Origin of the sequence: Paraburkholderia sp. Cpub6 (genome assembly GCF_014201065.1) — a bacterium.
Taxonomy (GTDB): Bacteria; Pseudomonadota; Gammaproteobacteria; order Burkholderiales; family Burkholderiaceae; genus Paraburkholderia; species Paraburkholderia tuberum.
The window spans coordinates 42,347-58,645 of record NZ_JACHDM010000020.1 but is presented as its reverse complement, the minus strand read 5'-3'; the positions used below and the strand labels follow the sequence as shown (position 1 = coordinate 58,645).

Sequence of the window (16,299 nt, the reverse complement as noted above, 5' to 3'; positions counted from 1 at the left end):
ACGGGGAGAGCACACGCTCATGCAACAGGCCTGGGTTCCGCTGCTGCTATCGCTGAAGGTCGCAGGCTGGGCCACCGCGCTCACTCTCGTGCTCGGCGTCGCGGCCGCGTTCGGCCTGTCGCGCTGGCGCTCCGGCGCGCGCGACGTGATCGATTCGCTGCTGATGCTGCCGCTCGTGCTGCCGCCCACCGTGCTCGGCTATTACCTGCTCGTGCTGCTCGGCCGACGCGGCGTGATCGGCGCGTGGCTCGACCGCTTCGACATCCAGCTCGTCTTCACGTGGCAGGGCGCGGTGATCGCGTCGACGGTGGTCGCGTTTCCGCTCGTGCTGAAGTCCGCGCGCGCCGCCTTTGAGGGCGTCGATCCGCAGTTGGAGCGCGCGGCGCGCACGCTCGGCGTCAGCGAAGCCGCGGTGTTTTTCCGCGTGACGCTGCCGCTCGCCGCGCGCGGCATCCTCGCGGGCGGCCTGCTCGCGTTCGCGCGCGCGCTCGGCGAATTCGGCGCGACGCTGATGATCGCGGGCAATCTGCCAGGCCGCACGCAGACACTGTCGGTCGCGGTCTATTCGGCGGTGCAGGCCGGCGACGACAGCACCGCCAACTTCCTCGTGCTCGTGACATCGGTCGCGTGCGTGACGATCCTGCTGCTCGCGGGGCGTCTCGTGCCGCAGCACACGCTTCTGAGAGCCCGCTGACATGCCGCTCAACGTCGCCATCCGCAAGACCTTCGAGACCGCCGAGCGGCGCTTCACGCTCGACGTCGCGTTCAGCGCGAGCACGCAGCGGCTCGTGCTGTTCGGGCCGTCGGGCGCGGGCAAGAGCCTGACCTTGCAGGCGATCGCCGGCTTGCTGCGTCCCGATGAAGGGACCATCACGCTGCACGGCACCACCTTGTTCGATAGCGCGGTCGGCATCGATCAGAAGCCGCAGGCGCGCAAGATCGCGTATCTGTTTCAGGACTACGCGCTGTTTCCGCATCTGAACGTGCGGCAGAACATCGGCTTCGGGCTGCACCGGGGCTGGCTCAATCCGCGTGCGCGCGGCGCGCATGCGCAGGTCGATTACTGGCTCGATGCGCTCGAATTGAGGGGCGTGGCGGGCAATCACCCGGCGCAGCTGTCGGGCGGGCAGAAGCAGCGTGTGGCGCTCGCGCGCGCGCTGGTTTCGCAGCCGCGCCTGCTGCTGCTCGACGAGCCGTTTTCCGCACTGGATAGTGAGTTGCGCCAGCGCATGCGACGCGAGCTATCGGACCTGCAAACGCGGCTCGATATTCCGATGGTGCTGATCACGCACGATCCGGACGACGTCGCCGCATTCGGCGATCAGGTCGTGCAGGTCAGCGACGGCCGCGTGCGCGAGGATCATCCGTTCGCAGGATATGCGCGCAGCGAGGCGTCACCTCGTTGAGCGGGTGGCATTGCGCCTTGGTTACGCCCCGGCAACCTCAATCCTTCACGCCAAGTATCACGCTCGACGCCTTGAACACCGCGACCGCGCTCGCGCCTTCCTGCAAACCGAGCATGTCGACGCTGCCATTGGTGACGACCGCCGTGACCACCGCGCCGCCTTCGAGCCCGAGCGACAGTTCCGCGTTCACCGCGCCGCGCTTCACGCTGTGCACGGTGCCACGCAACTGATTGCGCGCCGACAGGTTCAACGGCGCATCGCGATCGCCATCACCCGGTACGAGCAAAACGACCCACGACGCCTTGATCAACGCAAACGCCGCCACGCCGACCGCGAGCCCGAGGGCTTCAGTGCTCTCGTGCGTGAGCACGGCGACGATCGTGTGGCCGCCGGGCAGCGCGAGCGACACTTCGTCGTTGACGGTGCCGCGCTCGATCGCCGACACCGTGCCGTAGAACTGATTGCGCGCGCTCGTCTTCACGCCGATGCGGCCGATCAGGTCCCAGTCCGTCGCGAAGCCTTCGCCGATCGCCGCGCCGGCGCGTTCGAGAAAGCGCCGATGCTCGCGCTCGACCGCGCGAAACGTCTCGATCAGCTTCACCGCGCGCGGCGTCAGCGTCGTGCCGCCGCCGCCCTTGCCGCCGGTCAGACGCACGACGAGCGGCTCGCCGGCGAGGTTGTTCATCGTGTCGATGGCATCCCACGCGCCTTTGTAGCTGATGCCGACCGCCTTCGCCGCGCTCGTGATCGAGCCGGTCTCGCCAATCGCCGCAAGCAGCGCGATGCGGGCCGCGCCGCCGAGCGTCTGCGTGCCCGCCTGAAACCAGACGGAGCCGCCGAGTTCGAGGGCATCGCGGGGAGGATCGGGGCGATCGATGGTCATTGGCAGAGAGTGGTTGAGGGTACGTGGCAGGGCGGCGAATCATTATAGCGACGCGCTCTTCCGCCGCTTGCCGCTCACCATGGCACGACTCTGCCGAGGTAGTCGAGATAATGCAAACCGGCACGGCCCTCGTAAGCGTCGATCGTGCTGACCAGGTTCGGGATGCTTTCGTCGATGCTCAGACGCGCGTCCGGGCCGCCCATATCGGTTCGCACCCAGCCGGGCGCCATCAGCAGCAGGGTTCTGGTATCGCTTCGGTGACGCGCGGCAAAGCTTCGCATGAACATGTTGAGCGCGGCCTTGCTGCCGCGATAGACCTCGTAGTTGCCGTTCTCGTTGTTGGCGACGCTGCCCTGCCCCGACGACATCACGCCGATCGTGCCAGTCGGCCGAACGAGATCCTGCAAGGCCTCGACGACCCGCATCGGACTCAACGCGTTCGTCACCATCACGCGCACGAATTCGTCGGTCGATACATCCGCGATCGTTTCACTATCGTCGTTCTTGACGCCGGCGTTGACGAACAGCAGGTCGATCGGACGTCCTTCGAGGCGGCCCCGCAACGCGGCGACCTGTTCGGGCATCGTGATGTCGACCGTTTCGACTTCGAGTGCGTCATGTGACGCCGTCGCAAGCTGAAGGAGCCTGGTCGTGGAATTTTGCCTGCCGGTCGCGATGACTCGCCAGCCGCGCTTCAGATACTCCTCGACCATCGCGAAGCCGAGACCGCGCGAGGCGCCGATCAGAAGCACGGTTTTTTGCTGGTTTGCGGGTTGCATGGAACGTTTCCTGTCGATGGACTCGGGTTAAAGCCGGTCCAGGAAATATAGTCCCGCGTGATACAGCGCGGAAGATGCAATGCTTGCACTTACCGACCGTGAATCGTCGACAATGAGCAAGCGCACGAATCAGGAGACCGCGCGATGTCACCCTCTCGTGAATACTGGTTCCCAGCCAAACGCTATGGCTGGGGTTGGGGCCTTCCCGTGCGCTGGCAAGGATGGCTGACGCTGCTCGCGTATTTCGTATTGCTCGGGGTGGTCGTTTTCCGGTTTCAACCCGCGGGTCATCCGCTCACGTTCGCCTTGCTGGTCGCTCTATTTACCGTGGCTCTCGTGGTCGTGTGCTGGCTGAAGGGCGAGCCGCCGCGCTGGCGGTGGGGTAAGGACTAGCAAGTCCGCTCAGCCACGCCAGCACCCACGTCTCTAGCCGGGTTTGCAGGTGGTCGGGTTCATTCGGTTTCGCTGTCGTCGGTGTCGGCATTGGAGTTGATTTCGTGTCGCATCGCCGAGCCTGCAAGTACGCTCGCTTGCAGGGGCGCGGCCTCCTTGCGCTCGCTGTATCGATCGGTCAGATAGTCCGAACGGTCCCGCACGAGCAGCGTGAACTTGATCAGTTCTTCCATCACGTCGACCACGCGATCATAGTAGGACGAGGGCTTCATACGGCCATCGGAATCGAATTCCAGGTATGCCTTCGCGACTGACGACTGATTGGGGATGGTCACCATCCGCATCCAGCGGCCAAGCACGCGCAGCGCATTTACCGCATTGAACGATTGCGAGCCTCCGCACACCTGCATCACAGCCAGCGTGCGCCCCTGGGTCGGCCGTATTCCCGCGCTTTCGAGCGGCAGCCAGTCGATCTGATTCTTGAATACGGCCGTGAGATTGCCGTGGCGCTCCGGGCTGCACCAAACCTGCCCCTCCGACCACTCGGATAGCTTGCGCAGTTCGACGACCTTCGGATGATCTGCCGGGACGCTATCGGCGAGCGGCAGGCCGTGCGGGTCGAATACCCGCGTTTGCGCTCCGAAATGACGGAGGATGCGCTCGGCTTCGAGCGTCAGCAGCCGGCTATACGACGTTGCTCGCAGCGACCCGTAAAGCAGCAGGATGCGTGGCGGATGCGTTGAAGTGGTCACGGGTGCCAGCTTGTCCACGTCCGGTATATCGAGGTGAATAGGGCTGACGTTCGGCAGATCACTCATCACGATCCGTTTCTCCCCAGGTTGGGCGCGACTTTCCGCTGCCCTGATTCGTACCATGCTTGCGAACGGTTCACGACCCCCACGACGAGCAGCATCACGGGGACCTCGATCAGAACCCCAACCACCGTCGCCAGTGCGGCACCCGAATGAAAACCGAACAGGCTGATTGCCGTGGCCACGGCGAGTTCGAAGAAGTTGCTTGCGCCAATCAGACTCGACGGGCCAGCGACGCAATGTGCGACGCCCAACTGGCGGTTGAGCAGGTAGGCCAGTCCCGAGTTCAGAAACACCTGAATGAGGATTGGCACGGCGAGCATCGCGATCACCAGCGGCTGCTCAACGATCTGCTGACCCTGAAACGCAAACAGCAGGACCAGCGTCACGAGCAAGGCGCAGATGGACCAGGGACCGAGACGGGCAACGACGCTACGGAAATGCTCTTCGCCCTTTCGAAGAAAGCGTTGGCGCAGCAGTTGCGCGAGGATGACCGGGATCACTATGTAAAGGCCAACCGAAGCGATCAGTGTGTCCCAAGGCACTGTAATCGCGGACAGCCCGAGCAGCAACGCGACGAGTGGCGCGAACGCCACGACCATGATCGAGTCGTTCAGCGCGACCTGCGACAGAGTGAAATACGGGTCGCCCTTGCACAGTTGCGACCACACGAAGACCATTGCCGTGCACGGCGCGGCGGCGAGCAGGATGAGACCTGCGAGGTAGCTGTCGAGTTGCTCGACGGGCAGCCACGGCCTGAACACGTGACGAATGAACACCCAGCCCAACACGGCCATCGAGAACGGTTTGACGAGCCAGTTGACCGCGAGCGTCACGCCGATGCCGCGCCATTGGCTGCCGACCTGCTTCATCGCCGAGAAGTCGATCTTGATGAGCATCGGGATGATCATCACCCAGATCAGCACGCCGACGGGCAGGTTGACGTGCGCGAGTTCCATACGCCCGAGCGCCTGAAATGCGCCCGGCAACAACTGGCCGAGTATCACGCCTGCCACGATGCACAGCGCGACCCACACCGTCAGATAGCGCTCGAAGAAGCCGATAGCCGGGCGCGCGGCTGCACGAGCCTCAGCGCGACTCATTGGTTTCCTCTGCCGGACGCTCGCCAATGGCACGCATTTCGCGCTGGATTGCGTCGTGGTTGAGCGCGTGCAGCGGCAGGTTCACGAACTGGCTCACGCGATTCATGATCTGTCGATAGACCTTGTCGAAAACTTCGCGCTTCTCGTCGTCGGTTCCCTGGCAGGCTGCGGGATCTTCAAAGCCCCAGTGCGCGCTGATCGGCTTGCCGGGCCAGATCGGGCAGACCTCGCCCGCGGCCTGATCGCATACGGTAATGACGAAGTCCATCTGCGGCGCGTCGGGCGTTGCGAACTCGTCCCAGCTCTTACTGCGCATCTTCGCGGTGTCGTAGCCCAGTGCCGCGCATTTCTCGATCGCGAATGGATTGACTGCGCCGGATGGATGGCTGCCCGCGCTGTACGCGCGAAACTGTCCTTTGCCGAGCACGTTGAACAGCGCCTCGGCCATGATGCTGCGTGCGCTGTTGCCGGTGCAGAGAATCAGTACGGAATACGGTTTGCCGCTCACGTGCGGCTCCGAAATGAAATGCTTGCCTGGGACGGAGCGCAGCAGGCTGCCGCGGATTCGTTTGCTGCCAATGCCTCCTGGGTATGAGATTGCCCATAGATGGGAGCCGATTCGAGCGTCAGAAAGGTTTCCCAGGCCACGCCTTGCGGATCGACGGTCCACGCCTTGTCCGACTTCGCGTAACAGCATGTCGTGCCGCTCTGGTGCTGCACGGGAACTTCGGCGGCGGCGAAGCGCCCGTTCATCTCTGCCAGTTCCTCATCGGTTTCGACCTGGATGCCAATGTGATCGACGCCAGGTTTCGCCCCGCGTTGCGAGATCGCGAAGTTCACGACGGGATCGCTCAACTCCCACTTGCAGTAATCGCTCTTGATGACCGTCGGCTCGACGTTGCCAAACATCGCGCTGTAGAAGCGGATGCTGTCGGCAAGATTGTCCACAGCCACGTGAATGTGCATGCGTTTCATGTTTCGTCTCGGCAGCAGTTGGAAAGGTCGCTCGCGGCGCACGATGCACCGGAGCAGCAGTTCTCTGTGAGGAAGCCGATCAGCGACGTCATCGCGTCGAAGTTTGCGGTGTAGATGACGAAGCGCCCTTCCTGTCGCGGACTCACCAGTCCGGCGTGTGTCAGGTCTTTCAGGTGGAATGAAAGGCCGGAAGGCGAAATGCCTAACTGCTGCGCTATTTCGCCAGCCGCCATGCCTTCGGGGCCGGCAACGACGAGCTGGCGAAAGATCGCGAGACGGGATTCGTGAGCGAGCGCGCCGAGCGCGCGTACGGCATTGATCGTGTCCATAAAGACACTATATCCACTTCACTGCTATATTTCAATATTTGTTGAAATATCGCAATTTGGTCGGTGATTCGCTCTTTGATGACGGATGGCGCTAGTCGGGACGGCTTGCGTACTGCGCAATCCCATTCCCAAACGACCAGTTCTCCTTCTCGACCTCGACGAGATTGATAAACACATCCTCGGGCCGCACGCCCGGCGACTTCCCGAGTTCATTGACGATGCGCCGGTACAGCGCCTTCTTCTGCTCGACCGAGCGCGTGTTGCTGACGGTCAGTTGGATCACGACGAGATCGTCGCCGCGCTCGATATTCTGGTACTGCCGGTCATAGATCATGTTGCCGGCCGTGTGCTCGGTGATCAGCATGAACATGTCGTCCTTCGGCACGTTGAACGTGTCCACCAGCGAGCGCTGGATGCCGGCGCTCAGCGCCTGGCGGTAATCGGCCGGCTTGCCGGCGCGCAGTGAGATCCGGGTGAGCGGCATGATGGGCTCCTTGTTTGCGGTGTTGGGTTGAACACAGCTTAGGCGCGCTCGGTCATAATAAACAGATATCCCTGTCTATTTCATCCATTTCCATCCGAAATGAAAGTCCTCGATCTCGATGCGGTGCGCGCCTTCGTGCTGGTCGCCGATCTGCGCAGCTTCACGCGCGCCGCGGACGCGCTCGACACCACGCAATCGGCCGTCAGCCTGAAGCTGAAGCGACTGGAGGCGCACCTGGGCAAGCAGTTGCTGGAGCGCACGCCGCGCATCGTGCGTCTGTCCGCCGACGGCCACGCGTTTCTCGGCGCCGCGCGCGAGTTGCTGAACGCGCACGAGCGCGCGCTCGGCGCGCTGTCGGCGGAGCGGCGGCGGCGGCTCGTGCTCGGGCTCAGCGAGCACGTTGCGGGCTCCGATCTGCCGCACCTGCTCGGCCGGCTCAACGCACACGATCCGGGCCTCGTGGTCGAGTTGCATATGGGCACATCGGCGGCGTTGCTCGCGCAGTTCGACGAACGCCGGCTCGATGCGGCGATCGTCCGCTACGGCGCCGACGAACCGCCGCGCGATGACGCGCAGACGCTATTCAGCGAATCGCTCGGTTGGCTCGCGACGCCGACATGGCTGCCGCGAGTCGGTGAGCCGCTAGCGCTCGCGCTATTGAGCCCGCCGTGCAACGTGCGTGACGTCGCGTTGCGCACGCTGACGGCGGCGGGGATCGCCTGGCAGGAGGTGTTTGTGGGTGGTGGCGTCGCGGCGGTGGGCGCGGCTGTGGCCGCTGGGCTCGCCGTGTCGCCGCTCGCGCGTCGGGTTGCGCCGCGCGGTCTGATCGACGTCGGCGCGCGGCTCAGCTTGCCGGCGCTGCCGGAATCGCGTGTGACGCTGCATTCGCGCGTGCGCGAGGCCCGCTCGGCGGAAACGCTGCGGCTGCTTGCAAACGGCCTCGCCACGGCGTGACGCCACGACCGATGCCACACCGCGCCGCTCGAAGCAGCCTTAGTGGATGATCGGCGGCAGCGAACCGCTGCTGGCGGTCGCCGGATTGGGCACGGAGCCCATTGGCGCGATGTCGCTAACGTTTGCGGACGCGTCCGACGAAGTCCGCACGGGCGGTTTGATCAGATTCGCACGGGAAATCGCGGGCTTCGCCGCGACCTTGTCCACATGCGGACGCGCGGTGTGAGCCGCCGCGAAATCGGCGTGCACGACCTTGCCCTGAGCCGGCTTCGCGTGCGCCAGTTGCACATGTGGCTGCGCGTGCTTCGCGGTCTGCGCGGTCACGGTGGCGTGCGACCGGTTCGGGCCCGACGCCGCGACTTTCGTACCGCCTTTCACGTTCCCGCCCGCCACGAGATGTTTCTCGCCGTTCCCATGCGCCGCGAGTTTGCCGCGGTGGGCCGCGCCGGCCGACGCGACATGGGTTGCCGCGTGCCGGGCGCTCGCCGTCTGCCGCGCATGCGCACCAGCTTTGGTCTTGATTCCGCCCTTGGCGCCCGCCTTCACTTTCACCGCCTCGGGTTTTTTCCGCGCGTGCGCCTGCCGGGTAACGTGTCCGCTTGCGATATGCCCGCTCGTCTCCGGCGGATTCCACACTTCCGCATAGCCGGCAGCCAACGCCACCTCCGACACACACCACACGGCCAGCGCCGCTGCTACTGCTCGAACCCGCATCTGCTGCTTCTCCTGATCGACGACTGCCAAAACGAGCCGGGATTATATTCTCTTGCAAAAATCCACTTTTGGACTAATATTCTTAAAAAGTACACATAGGGACTTACCCGCAATGGCTCACGCTGCCCGAATTTCCTCGCCCGAGGCATCGCCGCGACGATCGCTTTCGGAACCCACGCTGACGCAGATGTCCGCGGCCGGTCTGCGTGCGTTCTTCAACATCGCGCACGACTGGGACCTGAGCGCCGACGAGCAGATCGTGCTGCTCGGCAAGCCGGGCCGCTCGACGTTCTTCAAGTGGAGGGCGACGCCCGAGACCGCGCGCCTCAGCCACGACACGCTGGAGCGACTGTCGCTGCTGCTCGGCATCTACAAGGCGCTGCAGATTCTGCTGCCGCAGCCGAGCGCCGCCGACACCTGGGTCAAACGCCCCAACAGCGCGCCGCCGTTCGGCGGCAAACGCGCGCTGGACCGTATGCTGGCAGGCAACATCAGCGATCTCGTGGCCGTGCGCCAGTATCTCGACGCAATGCGAGGCGGCTGGGCGTGACGCAACCGCAATGGCAGGACCGCTGGACCAGCGCAGCGCTCGATTGGTCGCCCGCGTATCGCGTGATTCCGACGCGCTTTCCGGCCATCAACCTGTTCGATCGGGTCGCATCGCCGGAGGATTTCGACGCACTGTACGCGCTCGAAGCGATGACCAACGACCGGCTGCGCACCGAAATCGGCGAACTCGATCTGGTGCCGCGCGAGGAGCGCCGTTTCGGGCCCGGCTACGGGCCGATCATGGCCGCGCTCACGCATCTGAATCCGCTCGGCAGCCGCTTTTCCGACGGCACCTACGGCGTGTTCTATTGCGCGCGTTCACGCGCGACTGCGATCGCGGAAACACGCTATCACACGGGTCAGTTTCTCCAGGCGACCGCCGAGCCGCCGATGCGTCAACAGATGCGTCTCTACACGGTAGTCGCACAAGGCAGCGTGGTCGACTTGCGTCGCGACCCCGAGTTCGATCCCGCCGTGCTGTCGCCCGACGACTACCTTCCCGGACAGGCGCTCGGGCGCGCGGTACGCGCGTCGGGCGCGCCGGGCATCGTGTATCCGTCGGTGCGCGACAGCGCTGGCGAATGCCTCGCGGCATTCCGCACGATGCTGCTGCGCGACTGCCATCACGCGGCATACCTCGAATACAACTGGAACGGCAGGAGCGTCGATATGGTGTTCGAGTTGAATCAGGTCGGGTGACAGAAGAGCGGCGAAGCAGCGCGGGGACTTCAGCCGTTCAAGGCAAGGCCAATTCCGCCGCCCCTTCCGCGCGCGCGGCCTCGACCGAGATCGACCAACGACGCAACGCCTGCGGCTGCACGATCGTCAACGTGCCGTCCGGCCCGAACGCGCCCGTATCGATGAACACTTGCGAGCCGATCTGCGTGATGTCGCGCACCGGCGTATGGCCGCAATAAGTCAGCGACAGCCCGCGCTGCCGCAGCGGATCGCCGTTGCCCAGCGCGAGCTCGCGACCCCACAGCAATTGCTGGCGCGTTTCGGCCGAATAATTGCCCGCGTCGAGCTCGGCGTCGGAGCCGAAAAATTCGGCGTGCAGAACGTTGAAGCGCGCCTTGCCGCTGCCGATCACGCGCACGAGCGGCAGCGTGCGCAGATGCTCGGCGTAATGGCGCAGGCGCTCGTCGGGCACGTCGGCCGCCCACGCGCCGCCGATGCCGTACCACCACTGCCGCCGCAAGCGGCCGTCGGCGACCGCGCACAGCGCGTCCTCGTGATTGCCGAGCACCGCATGAAACCACGGCTTCGCGAGCAGCGCGAGCGCCTGCTCCGAGTGCTCGCCCCGATCGACCAGATCGCCGACCGAAAACAGCCGGTCGCACGTCGGATCGAACGCGATCTGACGCAGCAGGTAGCGCAAAGCGTCGACGCAGCCGTGCAGATCGCCGACCACGAAATCGCGGCCGGCCTCGTTGGCGTCGTGATGCTGAACGAAGTTGGCGGGGATGGAATTCATCCCACCATGATAATGCGGCCGACGCGCACGCGTATGCGGGGTGCCTATCGTATCCGCACGCTTCATCGAGCAAGAAAGACATCGAACGACGCAAAAATGACGCTGAAACGGCACATTTGCGGTATGCGTTACCGGAAATGCACGTTTGCGCGAGTCACTCCTGGCGCGCGCCCGAGTCGTCCCGCGCGCTATTGCAGCGTGCGCAGCTTCGCCACCTGGTCGGCCGCGATCGTCGCCTGCGGATTGCCGAACTGTTTCGTCACGTAGTTGGTGATCGCCGCGATCTGCTCGTCGTCGAGATGGCCGCCGAACCCGGGCATCAGCACGTCCGCGTGCGCGGTCGTGCGATTCACGCCGTGCAGAATGACCAACGCGAGATTGTTCGCGTCGTTCGCGCCGACCGTCGAGTTGTGGATCAGCGACGGATACGCGCCCGGCGCGCTCGTGCCCACGCCCTGCCCGGTCCAGCCATGACAGGTCGCGCAATTGGCGACGAACAGCTGCGCGCCGTTCACGCCGGTGATCGCGGTGCCGCGCATGGCGGTGACGTCGCTGGCCGGCTTGCCCCATTGATGACGGGGACGCGCCTCGCCGCCGCTCACGGCCGGCACCGAGCGCAAGAACACGACGATCGAGCGCAGATCCACCGGCGTCAGGTACTGCGTGCTGTTCGCGACCACTTCGCCCATCGGGCCGGCCGCGTTTGCGCGGCTCGGCGCCGCGCCGGTCGACAAATACGACTTGAGTTCGTCGTCGCGCCAGTCGCCGACGCCGCTCAGCTTGTCCGGCGTGATATTGAACGCATGCCAGCCGGCCTGCACCGCACCGGAGAAACGCGCGCTCGACTTCAGCCCCTGCATGAAATTGCGCGGTGTATGGCATTCCTCGCAATGCGCGAGCCCTTCGACCAGATACGCGCCTCGGTTCCATTCGGGGCTCTGTTTCGGGTCCGGCACGAAGCGCCCCTCGGTGAAGTTGAACAGGTTCCAGAACACCATTAGCCAGCGCTGATTGAACGGGAACTTGAGGCTGTTCGAGGGCGGCGTGTAGTGAATCGGCGCGAGCGTGTTCAGATACGCGCGAATCGCGAGCACGTCCTGTTCGGTCACGCGTGTGTAGGCGGTGTATGGGAACGCCGGATAGAGCCGCTCGCCGCCTTTGCCGATGCCTTCGTGCATCGCGCGCATGAAATCGGCGTCGCTCCATTGGCCGATGCCGGTGTCGGGATCGGGCGTGATGTTCGGCGTCACGATCGTGCCGAACGGTGTGGTGATCGGCAGGCCGCCCGCGAATGGGCGCGACTTGTCCGCCGTATGGCAGGCCGCGCAATCGGCAGCACGGGTCAGGTATTGGCCGCGCTTCACGAGTTCGCCATTCGCGGCCTTGCCGGCGAGCATGGCCGGGCCGCCGACCGAAGCCTGCGCCGCGTCGTCGGCGCGCGCCCGGGTGATCGGCATTTCGTCGGTCGAGTTTGCGTCCGGGCCGTGCGACTCGTGCCACGCCATCGACAGCGCAAACAGCGAAAACGCGGCCGCGAGCGCCGCGCCGCCGAAGCGGCGGCGCTGGTTGACGTGCATCAGCACAGGGTCCGGCTGCGCGCGACAGGTGTTCTTCGTCATTGTGGCTCTCCGGTCGGCGCTCAGATTTCGCGCTTCAGCGTGTCGCCCAGTTTCAGCGACAGTGCAGCTATCGTCAGCGTGCAGTTCACCGACGCGGCGGTGGGCATCACGCCGCTACTCGCGATGAACAGGTTCGAATGATCGTGCGTGCGGCAGTCCGCGTCGACGACCGAACTCGCCGCATCGCTGCCCATGATCGTCGTGCCCATGATGTGATTGTTGGGCGCGAAGCTGTCGTCGAACGAGACCTCGGTGCCGCCGAATAGCGTCGCGATCTGCGCATACAGTTCGCGCGTATTGGCGGCGCTCTTCTTCACGTAGTCGTTGATCGAGTAGTAGATCTCGGGCTGAGGAATCCCGAGCGCGTCCTTGTGATCTGCCGACGGCACGATGCGGTTCTGCGGCTCCGGCAGATGTTCGTGAAAGCTGTTGATGTTCAGCGTGCGCGCCGCGCGGTCGCGAATCTGCCGGTCGAGCTCGGCGCCGGTCAGGCCTTTTTTCAGCAGGTCGGCGGTGACGCCCATCGTCGGCACGCCGTTCGACAAATGCAGCTTCTTCGCCGCGTGATCGGAGCGGAACGCGCCGTCGCGGAAGTTGACGATCGAGGTCATCTCCATCGGGCCACGGCCGGGCCACAGCGGTTCGTTGGCGAGAAACGTGACGCCGGTGCCGGGATGGTCCATCAGGTTGCGGCCCACCTGATCGGAGCTGTTGCCGACGCCGTGCGGGAATTTGTCGGAGGTCGACATCAACATCAGCTTCGGCGTTTCGATGCCGTTCGCCGCGAGCACGAACAGCTTGCCGGCGACGCGTGTGCTATTGCCGTTCGGGTCCTTGTAGTGGACCGCGGTGATGAGCCCTTTGTCGTCCGCTTCGATGCGATACACGACCGCTTCGGGAATCAGTTTCGCGCCGGCCTGCTCGGCCTTCTCCGCGTGAATCACGCCGTTGTACATCGCGGCGATCGGGCAGATCGGCATGCAGTTGTTGTTGCCGCAGCAGGTGGGCCGCGCATCGTACGGACGGCTGTTGCGCGCGACCGGTTCGGGCACGACCTTGAAGCCCTGCGCGTTGAGCACGTCGCTGAACCGCTGATCCATGTACGACAGTGGCAGCTGCTGCATCGGATAGGGCTTCGAGCGCGGCGAACCGAGATCGATCGAACTATCGGGACCGGACACGCCGAGCTGCACTTCGGCGGCCACGTACCACGGCTCGAGCGTTTCGTACGGATACGGCCAGTCGCGCCCGACGCCATACAGCTTGCGCAACTGGAAGTCCGACGGCAGCAGCCGCCACGCGGCGGCCGCCCAGTGCCAGGTCGTGCCGCCGACGAGCCGCACGTATTGTGAGTTGTACGGATAATCGCCCTTCTGGATCAGGTAGTTGTTCGCGGGCGCGTACTCGGGATGCGGCGCGTAAGGCGTCGACGGATACGGCGTCGCGAAGTCGGATTTGGCCGGCGAGTTGCGGAAGTTCTCGACGATCTGCCAGCGCGGAATGCGCGGCCCCGCTTCGAGCAGGATCACCGACGCGCCCGCCAGCGCCAGCTGATGCGCAACCAGACTGCCGGCGACGCCGGAGCCGACCACGACGATATCGGCGGATTGTGTGTTTGCCATCGTTTCTCTCTTCGATGCCCTGCCTGTTGCGGGCTTTGTTCGTGCGACGCTTGCGGGTCCGGCGTGCTGGTTGCGCTGCTGGCGTGGCCCGCTCGCGGGCTCGCGCGGCTCACGCGGGCGTCGGCTTCTGCGTCCAGTAGAACGGCACGTCGCGGCAATAGGAGGGAATCGTGAGCACGTCTTGCACGGGCTCGAACATCAGCGCCTTTTCATACGCGATCACCTGGACGTGCGGCATCTCGCCGACGAGGCCCAGATACCACGCGCGCATGATCGCGCCGACAGTTTTGGCGAGCGCGGGCTGGTCGGTCTGCAGCGCCTGCGTGACCGTATCGGACGGCACGCCGCCGTGGCCTTGCAGCCACGTGTTGAGCGCCGCGACGTTCTGCGCGAACTGGTTATCGGCACGCGACAGCGCATCGTAGACACGTTGGCCAAGCACGGTATCGAAACTGCTACGACCGGTGAGGTGTTGCGAAAGCGCGAGGAAGGCATCGAGTCCGCCCCCGGCTGGCCGCGTATCGGCGAAGGCGGGCGCGATCCACGACAGCGAACGGCTCGCGCCGGCGAACGCGAGCGCCGCGGCCGTCGCGCACGAGCCGAGCACCCAGGCCCGGCGCGAAGCGGAAAACGACGGCGGCAAGCCGGTGAAACGTGTGGCATTGCGATAAGACTTCGCTCCTTGCCGATGCGTCACGTGGGGATGCGCATCGTTATCCTCAGGAACATCTGTCATGGGGGCTCCAGATGATGAGTCGTTCTCGACGAGCAGCGCGGCGAGGGCATGATGCCGTTCGCCTGCCGCTTCGTTTGCTCTTCCCCAAACCTGGTCTTACGCCGCTTCAGCGGTCTCGTATCCGTGCGCGTGATTCACGCACGCCGCATGTGCGGTGTTGCATGCATGACCGCAACGATTGCTGCCGTTATCTACCAATCGCCTTTCAACTGAAAGCGGCGCGCAAGGCCGCCGCGAAAGACTATAGCCTGTGACCCACCATTCGACAATCGGTCCGCGTTGCACGCGTAGAATCCGCGACACCGACTGCCCTACACTTCGTCGTTCATCGAGTCCATGTCCATCAACTACTATCCCCAGCTTCTTCGCAATCGGCCCCGCACGGTGATCGGCCTCGTGATCGGGATCGTCGTCGCGTTCCTCGTGCCCGGTCATACGAGTCCGATCGCCCGCACACTGATCGGCTGGGACGCAGCCATCTGGAGCTACCTGCTGATGATCTGGGTGCATATGGCTCTTGCCGACGAGCACCGCGTGCGCGAATACGCGATGCGCGACGACGAAAACGCGGGCGTCGTGCTGGTCGTCATCTGCGTCGCGACGATCGCGAGCGTCGCCGCGATCGTGCTCGAACTCGCGTCGGCCAAGGGCGCGGGCGGCGCAACGACCGTCTGGCACTACCTGCTGACCGGTCTGACGCTGATCGGCGCATGGTTTCTGATTCCGACGATCTTCACGCTGCACTACGCGCGCCTCTACTACGACACGGACGCGCAAGAGACCGCGTTGAAGTTTCCCGATCACCATTTGCTGCCGGACTACTGGGACTTCCTGTACTACTCGTTCACGATCGCGGTCGCGTCGCAGACTTCCGATGTCGTGTTGCGCTCACGCGAAATTCGCCGCGCGACGCTCGCCCAATCGGTCCTGTCGTTCTACTTCAACGTCGCGGTGCTCGGCCTGTGCGTGAACATCGCGGCGGGGCTGCTGGGTTCGTGACAAGGCCGCTGCGCGGCGTTCGGATGAATTTCATGCGAGTGCCACGCGCGTGCCACATGGCTGCCACGCGAGCGGCACCCAGGCTTCACGCGTCCGCTTGAACCGCATTCCGTGCAACGCGGGGCCGCCCGTGTAAAACCGGCCCCGCACCACCCCGTTTTACATGCCGCCCACCCGCGGCGTGCGTAACAATGCCCGCATTTTTGCGCGCGCTCCGTGCGCGCGCGCACCTTCGGCACCCGCCATCTCACCGTAACCTCGCCGTTTCCGCGCTAGCGCGGTGCCCGGCTGCCCGCGCGTTGGCACACGGTTTGCTCCTTTCCGCGACGAGTGACGACCAGTCCCGCGAGACCGGCGTCTGGCGTCAAAGCACCCGCGACTGGCCAGCGGCGCGACGATCTTTGCACTACATTGACCAGTAGGTGCCCCCGCTGACGCATCGCGCGGTATCCGGCTCGGGAAGCCCAA

General features: G+C 64.8%; 20 protein-coding genes. 7 read left to right on the top strand and 13 right to left on the bottom strand.

Features of this window, described 5'->3' with window-relative positions:
- Positions 1 to 19: 19 nt before the first annotated feature.
- Positions 20 to 694, top strand: a complete 675-nt coding sequence (modB, locus tag HDG33_RS26930) for a molybdate ABC transporter permease subunit (RefSeq protein WP_184036157.1) — start codon at positions 20 to 22, stop codon at positions 692 to 694.
- A gap of 1 nt (position 695) precedes the next feature.
- Positions 696 to 1,406 (top strand): sulfate/molybdate ABC transporter ATP-binding protein, encoded by a 711-nt coding sequence (locus tag HDG33_RS26925; protein WP_184036143.1) that lies wholly within the window; start codon positions 696 to 698, stop codon positions 1,404 to 1,406.
- A 37-nt stretch (positions 1,407 to 1,443) separates the two neighbouring features.
- Here HDG33_RS26925 and HDG33_RS26920 read toward each other — a convergent pair whose 3' ends face one another.
- Both HDG33_RS26920 and HDG33_RS26915 read right to left on the bottom strand, forming a co-directional pair.
- Entirely contained in the window at positions 1,444 to 2,289 is an 846-nt protein-coding gene (locus tag HDG33_RS26920) for a TOBE domain-containing protein (RefSeq protein ID WP_184036125.1), read from the bottom strand.
- A 74-nt stretch (positions 2,290 to 2,363) separates the two neighbouring features.
- Positions 2,364 to 3,068 carry an SDR family NAD(P)-dependent oxidoreductase gene (locus HDG33_RS26915; protein WP_184036122.1) on the bottom strand — a complete coding sequence of 235 codons (705 nt, stop codon included), beginning with the start codon at positions 3,066 to 3,068 and terminating at the stop codon, positions 2,364 to 2,366.
- Positions 3,069 to 3,212: 144 nt separating this feature from the next.
- On the opposite strand from HDG33_RS26915, the gene HDG33_RS26910 reads away from it, so the two are divergent.
- Positions 3,213 to 3,461, top strand: a complete 249-nt coding sequence (locus tag HDG33_RS26910) for a hypothetical protein (protein ID WP_184036119.1) — start codon at positions 3,213 to 3,215, stop codon at positions 3,459 to 3,461.
- Between the two features lie 59 nt (positions 3,462 to 3,520).
- On the opposite strand, the gene arsH is transcribed toward HDG33_RS26910, so the two are convergent.
- The 6 genes from arsH to HDG33_RS26880 form a co-directional block, all read right to left on the bottom strand.
- Entirely contained in the window at positions 3,521 to 4,282 is a 762-nt protein-coding gene (gene arsH / locus HDG33_RS26905; protein ID WP_184036116.1) for an arsenical resistance protein ArsH, read from the bottom strand.
- Complete coding sequence (gene arsB, locus HDG33_RS26900; protein WP_184036100.1) at positions 4,279 to 5,376, bottom strand: ACR3 family arsenite efflux transporter; 1,098 nt, start codon at positions 5,374 to 5,376, stop codon at positions 4,279 to 4,281. The genes arsH and arsB overlap by 4 nt, the downstream gene beginning before the upstream one ends.
- Positions 5,363 to 5,884 (bottom strand): arsenate reductase ArsC, encoded by a 522-nt coding sequence (locus tag HDG33_RS26895; protein WP_184036097.1) that lies wholly within the window; start codon positions 5,882 to 5,884, stop codon positions 5,363 to 5,365. Before HDG33_RS26895 ends, arsB begins: the two co-directional genes overlap by 14 nt.
- Positions 5,881 to 6,351, bottom strand: coding sequence for an ArsI/CadI family heavy metal resistance metalloenzyme (locus HDG33_RS26890; protein WP_184036094.1), 471 nt, complete (start codon positions 6,349 to 6,351; stop codon positions 5,881 to 5,883). Before HDG33_RS26890 ends, HDG33_RS26895 begins: the two co-directional genes overlap by 4 nt.
- Entirely contained in the window at positions 6,348 to 6,680 is a 333-nt protein-coding gene (locus HDG33_RS26885; RefSeq protein WP_018424160.1) for a helix-turn-helix transcriptional regulator, read from the bottom strand. Before HDG33_RS26885 ends, HDG33_RS26890 begins: the two co-directional genes overlap by 4 nt.
- A 91-nt stretch (positions 6,681 to 6,771) precedes the next feature.
- A complete protein-coding gene (locus HDG33_RS26880) occupies positions 6,772 to 7,164 on the bottom strand; it encodes a tautomerase family protein (protein ID WP_184036091.1) in 393 nt (130 codons plus the stop codon).
- 99 nt (positions 7,165 to 7,263) lie between these two features.
- Between HDG33_RS26880 and HDG33_RS26875 the strand changes: the two genes are divergently transcribed.
- Positions 7,264 to 8,118, top strand: a complete 855-nt coding sequence (locus HDG33_RS26875; protein WP_184036086.1) for a LysR substrate-binding domain-containing protein — start codon at positions 7,264 to 7,266, stop codon at positions 8,116 to 8,118.
- A gap of 39 nt (positions 8,119 to 8,157) precedes the next feature.
- On the opposite strand, the gene HDG33_RS26870 is transcribed toward HDG33_RS26875, so the two are convergent.
- Complete coding sequence (locus tag HDG33_RS26870) at positions 8,158 to 8,832, bottom strand: hypothetical protein (protein WP_184036083.1); 675 nt, start codon at positions 8,830 to 8,832, stop codon at positions 8,158 to 8,160.
- 187 nt (positions 8,833 to 9,019) lie between these two features.
- Here HDG33_RS26870 and HDG33_RS26865 point away from each other — a divergent pair, with 187 nt between their 5' ends.
- Both HDG33_RS26865 and HDG33_RS26860 read left to right on the top strand, forming a co-directional pair.
- Positions 9,020 to 9,382: an MbcA/ParS/Xre antitoxin family protein gene (locus HDG33_RS26865; protein ID WP_083788730.1), complete on the top strand. Its 363-nt coding sequence runs from the start codon at positions 9,020 to 9,022 to the stop codon at positions 9,380 to 9,382.
- Positions 9,379 to 10,080 carry an RES family NAD+ phosphorylase gene (locus HDG33_RS26860; protein WP_184036080.1) on the top strand — a complete coding sequence of 234 codons (702 nt, stop codon included), beginning with the start codon at positions 9,379 to 9,381 and terminating at the stop codon, positions 10,078 to 10,080. The genes HDG33_RS26865 and HDG33_RS26860 overlap by 4 nt, the downstream gene beginning before the upstream one ends.
- 37 nt (positions 10,081 to 10,117) lie before the next feature.
- Here HDG33_RS26860 and HDG33_RS26855 read toward each other — a convergent pair whose 3' ends face one another.
- From HDG33_RS26855 to HDG33_RS26840, 4 genes are all read right to left on the bottom strand, one after another.
- Positions 10,118 to 10,855, bottom strand: a complete 738-nt coding sequence (locus tag HDG33_RS26855) for a metallophosphoesterase (RefSeq protein WP_409259074.1) — start codon at positions 10,853 to 10,855, stop codon at positions 10,118 to 10,120.
- Between the two features lie 188 nt (positions 10,856 to 11,043).
- Positions 11,044 to 12,474: a cytochrome c gene (locus HDG33_RS26850; RefSeq protein ID WP_184036074.1), complete on the bottom strand. Its 1,431-nt coding sequence runs from the start codon at positions 12,472 to 12,474 to the stop codon at positions 11,044 to 11,046.
- Positions 12,475 to 12,494: 20 nt separating this feature from the next.
- Positions 12,495 to 14,096, bottom strand: coding sequence for a GMC family oxidoreductase (locus HDG33_RS26845; RefSeq protein ID WP_184036072.1), 1,602 nt, complete (start codon positions 14,094 to 14,096; stop codon positions 12,495 to 12,497).
- A 109-nt stretch (positions 14,097 to 14,205) separates the two neighbouring features.
- Positions 14,206 to 14,832 (bottom strand): sugar dehydrogenase complex small subunit, encoded by a 627-nt coding sequence (locus HDG33_RS26840; protein ID WP_184036070.1) that lies wholly within the window; start codon positions 14,830 to 14,832, stop codon positions 14,206 to 14,208.
- Positions 14,833 to 15,168: 336 nt separating this feature from the next.
- Between HDG33_RS26840 and HDG33_RS26835 the strand changes: the two genes are divergently transcribed.
- Positions 15,169 to 15,831: a DUF1345 domain-containing protein gene (locus tag HDG33_RS26835; protein ID WP_184036068.1), complete on the top strand. Its 663-nt coding sequence runs from the start codon at positions 15,169 to 15,171 to the stop codon at positions 15,829 to 15,831.
- Positions 15,832 to 16,299 lie beyond the last annotated feature (468 nt).